General features: G+C 60.1%; 6 protein-coding genes. All 6 read right to left on the reverse strand.

Annotated elements, in window-relative coordinates:
- Positions 1-41: 41 nt before the first annotated feature.
- Positions 42-848, reverse strand: coding sequence for a nucleoside-specific channel-forming Tsx family protein (locus tag BN1120_RS08515; RefSeq protein WP_039040713.1), 807 nt, complete (start codon positions 846-848; stop codon positions 42-44).
- A gap of 156 nt (positions 849-1,004) precedes the next feature.
- Entirely contained in the window at positions 1,005-2,408 is a 1,404-nt protein-coding gene (locus BN1120_RS08520) for an AmpG family muropeptide MFS transporter (protein ID WP_042015622.1), read from the reverse strand.
- Between the two features lie 85 nt (positions 2,409-2,493).
- Positions 2,494-2,823, reverse strand: a complete 330-nt coding sequence (locus BN1120_RS08525) for a hypothetical protein (protein ID WP_042015623.1) — start codon at positions 2,821-2,823, stop codon at positions 2,494-2,496.
- Between the two features lie 114 nt (positions 2,824-2,937).
- On the reverse strand, positions 2,938-3,489 hold the full coding sequence (locus BN1120_RS08530; protein ID WP_010673361.1) for a peptidylprolyl isomerase: 552 nt from the start codon (positions 3,487-3,489) through the stop codon (positions 2,938-2,940).
- Between the two features lie 14 nt (positions 3,490-3,503).
- Positions 3,504-4,076, reverse strand: coding sequence for a YajG family lipoprotein (locus BN1120_RS08535; RefSeq protein ID WP_039040711.1), 573 nt, complete (start codon positions 4,074-4,076; stop codon positions 3,504-3,506).
- 24 nt (positions 4,077-4,100) lie between these two features.
- On the reverse strand, positions 4,101-4,939 hold an 839-nt coding region (locus tag BN1120_RS08540; protein WP_042015625.1), incomplete at its 5' end, for a methyltransferase.

A 4,939-nucleotide genomic window follows, 5' to 3' on the forward strand; every position in this document is an offset into this window, starting at 1 on the left:
GCAGCTGCTCCGGTTTTTTTGTGTCCGTGTGACGAGTTCGATTAGAACTTGTAGGTTACGGAGAAGTAGTGGCCGAAACCAGTGGTCTTCAGACCGTAGGAACCGTTCTGGATGCCGTAGATGTCGTTGAAGTACTTCAGACCGTAACCGACGGCGTAGCGGTCGGAGTGCCAGTACAGGCCGTTGAACATGGCGGTACCGTCGGTGGAAGTGTCCTTGGCATCAAACAGGTGATCCAGGTAACCCTGATAGGCTACGAAGCTGCCGTTGGAGAAGGTGTAGAAAGGCTTGAACCAGTTCATGGAGAACTGATAGCCGTTCCAGCCCTGCTCGCCACCGCCTTCATTGACGTGACGGGCATACAGGTTCATGCCCATTTTGCCGAACCAGGGCACCATGACGTCTGCACCCAGACCGGTCATGGCTTCAAACAGACCATCCGGACCACCGACGTTGATCAGGTTGGCGATGTAGACTTCCTGCACCGGGCCGAAGGAGAGATCTTTGCCGGTCATGGCATCGATGGAGATGCGCGGTGCAAATTTGATGAACAGGTTGTCCTGGTTGTGCTTGTCGTCGTGACGGTTCTGGAAGATGTCGAATACGTCGACGTAACCGTACAGATCGAAGATACCGGAACGGCCACCAAACTCCATTTCGAAGTAGGTATCGTTGTAACCACCTTCGGACTCAGCGTAGGGCAGCTGGTCGATGGTGTGCATCACGTTGAACTGGAACCACTTGTAGTCGTTCTTGTGGATGTCGCCGCTGTAGTCGGCAGCGAAGGCCGGAGTGGCGGAGGCAGCCAGCAGACCGGCAGCGATCAGAGTCTTGGTAAATTTGGCCATTTTATTGGTCTCTTGTGCGTTAGTTGAGGTTTTCCGTAGCCTGCCCACAAGGAGCGGGAGGGATTCTAGCCAAATAAATTCAACGGATAAACAAGCACCAGGGAACTTTGTCAGGATTTGTGAATCTAATCACCCCCTAAAATGCGCAAACGCTTGCTATTTGTGCGTTTGTGGTGACAAGGTGCTGCCTCGTTTGGCAACCATGATGATCAGGATCATCACCGGAATGCCGAGCAGACTGGTGCCGATGAAGAAGTGGCTGTAGCCGATCTGCTCCACCACGCGACCGGAAAACCCCGCCAGCAACTTGGGCAGCAACAGCATGATGGAGCTGAACAGGGCGTACTGGGTGGCGGAGAAGGCGACGTTGGTGAGGCTCGATAGATAGGTTACAAACGCAGCCGTGGCGATGCCGGCGCTGAGGTTGTCCAGCGAGATGATCAGAGTCAGCAGCTCCAGGTTGTGGCCCACTTCGTTGAGGAGAGCGAACAGCAGGTTGGTGCTGGCGGTCAGCACGGCGCCGAGGAACAGGATGCGCAGGGTGCCAAAGCGCATCACCAGCACGCCCCCGAGCGCGGCCCCCACCAGCGTCATGATGACGCCATAGACCTTGGTGATGGTGGCCACTTCCGTCTTGCTGAACTGCAGATCCACATAGAAGCTGTTGGACATCACCCCCATCACCACGTCCGAGATGCGATAACAGGCGATAAGCCCCAGGATCAGCAGGGCGGAAGCGCCATAGCGGCGGAAGAAGTCGGCGAAGGGGCACCAGATGGCCTCGTAGGTCCAGGCCCCCAGCCCGGCCAGCGTGGGGGACCAACCCCGTGCCAGCAGGGTGGCCTTGCGCGCCATCTGCTGCTCGTCCTGACTCTTGAGATCGATCTGCGGCTCGTGACTCATCAGGGTGGTGAGGATGCCAAGAGACATCAGCCCTCCCATCAGCAGATAGGTGAGCTGCCAGCCGCGATAGTCATAGCCGCTGTTGCTGCCGAGCCAGGCCGCCAGCGCCAGTGCCCCCGCTCCCGCCATGATCATGGCGAGTCGATACCCCGTCATATAGGACGCGGCCATGGCCGCCTGCAGCCGCTCGGGAGCAGATTCGATGCGATAGGCGTCGATGACGATGTCCTGGGTGGCAGAGGAGAAGGCCACCAGCAGGGCGAAGAGGGCCAGCTGGGCGAGCTGGGTCTTGGGATCGCAATAGGCCATCCCCACCAGGGAGAGGGCGATCAGCACCTGGGAGAACAGCATCCAGCTGCGTCGCCGCCCAAGCAGCCGTGACAGCAGGGGCAGGGGCAGCCGATCCACCAGGGGCGACCACAGCCACTTGAAACCGTAGGCCAGCGCTACCCAGCTCATGTAGCCGATGTCGGTCAGGCTGACATCCGCTTCGCGCAGCCAGAACGAGAGGGTGCCAAAGACCAGCAGCAAGGGCAGGCCGGAGGAGAATCCCATGGCAAACAGGATGAGTACCCGCGCTTCCAGATAGACGGCGAGGGCATCTCGCCAGCGGGTGGCGCGGCCCGGTGTGTGGCTGGGCGGGCGGAGATTGTTCAACTGCCTGACTCCTCGGGGAAAAGGGGGTCATTTTGTCAGGTTCGGCAGGCGTAGCCAAGGCAAGCCGAGGGGGGAGCGGCAGGTTTCAGGGGCGTGAGCCGATGCAGTGGTGCGGGCAGGGGCCCCCGTCGGCGAGAAAATTGGCGCAGGCCATGAGTTGCAGACGCAGCGCGTCATCACAGAGGAGGTGCTGCTCATCCCACAGGTGCAGGCTGTGAAGCAGATGCCAGAACACCCCTTCCTGCTCGTTGGCGGGGGCTTTGTCCATGGGGATCACGCAGAGCGCCTGCCAATGGGAGAGGAGCTGCCAACTCAAGTCTTCCAGCTGCTGATAGGGAATCTTGCGTGCCAGAAAATGGCGAACCGCCTGGGCCAGCGGGCCGGCGTGTTGGGTTATGTAATCATGACAGGTCACCGGCTCCTCCTTCTGGTTCTGCTCCCCGATGCGTGGCACACATCGGGGAGCAGAGTATAGAAAAAGAGATTGGTGACCCGTTCAGGGACGCGGTGGAATGTGATCCGGGCCGCGTTATTTGTCCGCGAGCAGCACCACTTTCTTCAGGATGATGGGGCTGGTGGGGACGTCGTTGGCACGCAGGATGGAGCTGTAGCCGGTCTGGACCTGGGCCAGTTTGTCCAGCACCTCCATCCCCTTCACGACCTGGCCGAACACGGTGTAACCGGCGCCGGCATTGGCGTTGAGGTTGTCGTTGTCCACCAGATTGAAATAGAACTGGCGAGTGGCGCTGTCGACCGCCTGGGTGCGGGCCATGGCGATGGTGCCGCGCTTGTTGGGCAGGCCGCCTCTGGACTCGTTGACCACGGGATCGAAGGTCGGCAGGGGCTGGAACTGCTGGTTGTAGCCCCCACCCTGCACCACGAAGTTCTGGATCACCCGGTGGAACAGGCTACCGTCATAGCTGCCGTCTGCCACGTAGCGCAGGAAGTTCTTCACGGTCTGGGGCGCCTGTTTGGGGGCCAGCTCCACGACGATGGTGCCATGGTTGGTCTCCATCTGGACTTTTTGACCGGCAAAAGCCAGGGGGGCGATCAGGGTGACCAGTAACCAGAGTTTCTTCATTTATATGTCCTCGCTCAGCTCGGCTGGCCCTTGAGATAACCGCGCAGTGCCTCGTCGGCCATGATCTGCTGCAGCACGCTGCCCAGCTGCTGGTTCAGAGTGGATTCCAGATCGGCCATGCTCGGTTCGCCCGGGCCCTCCTTGCTGGAGGACATGTTGAACTGCTTGGTCAGCTTGCTGCCCTGGAAGTCGGCAATCACCTGCAGGCTGACGCGGGACTTGGTGACATAGGTGAAGGTCTTCTCTTCCACGGTGACGGCGGCAGTGGAGATGGCCAGCGTCAGGTTGGTGGTGCCGCTGTTGCCCACTTCCAGGCCCTGGCTGCGCAGCCCTTCCGCCAGTTTTTCAGCCAGCAGGCTGTTGAGAGGCTGACTGCTGTTCACCAGCACAGGGGCCTTCTCTTTTTTCTTGATGGAGAAAACATAGGCGGCTTCACGTTTGTCCACCCCTTCCATGGTGATGCGGTTGCCGGAGTAGTACTGCTGGTTGGAGGGGATGACTTGCGGGTTGAGCAGGGCGCTCTCGGGCCAGTGAGTAGCACAACCGCCCAATACCAGAGCGGCCAGCAGCAAGAGTGACTTTTTCATCATGGGTTTCCTTTAGCTTTATCTTTAGCGTTTGATGGCTTTCAAAATAACGAATTTGCTGTTCGACGCAACGACTTGTGCGTTGCCAAACAGGCGCTTGAGTTTGTTGTGATAGTCCAGATGACGGTTGCCTACTATCCAGAGTTCGCCCCCCTGAGGCAACACCCGGTGGGCATCGCTGAACATCTGCCAGGCGATGTGATCGGTGATCGCCTGCAACTGATGGAAGGGGGGATTGCAGAGGATCCTGTCCGCCGCCCCGACGGGAACGTCATCGAGACAGTTGTTGACCATGAAGTGGGCACGGGGCAGGGCATCGGGCAGGTTGTGCTCGACGTTGAGCCGCGCGGACGCCACCGCCATCCGGGATTCGTCGATGAAGGTCACCTCCACCTCGCTGTCCCGCGCGAGCAGAGAGAGCCCGAGCACGCCGTTGCCACATCCCAGATCGATCACTCTGCGGGCACTGTGGATGGGCAGGTTGTCCAGCATGAAGCGGGCGCCGATATCCAGGCTGGTGCGCGAGAACACGTTGGCATGGTTGTGGATGAGCATGTCGGTGCCTTCCAGCGGCCAGACGGTCGGGAAGGGACTGGTCAGGGACGGGCGCTCGGCGGCCGGGGTGCAATGAATGAGGCGTGCCTTCTTCCAGGCGAGCGAGGTGCGGGTCTCCCCCAGATACTTCTCGAACAGCTTGAGGGTGGAGGTGTGGATGTCCTTGGCCTTGCCGGCAGCAATGATGCGGGTCGCAGGGGTCACGACCCCGCGCAGGGCAAGCAGTTGCTGCTCCAGCAGCGCCTGATACTTGGAGACCTTGATCACCACCAGGGCGGGGGCATCGGGCAGGGGGGCCAGGGCATCCT

Origin of the sequence: Aeromonas caviae (assembly GCF_000819785.1) — a bacterium.
GTDB classification, from domain to species: Bacteria; Pseudomonadota; Gammaproteobacteria; order Enterobacterales; family Aeromonadaceae; genus Aeromonas; species Aeromonas caviae.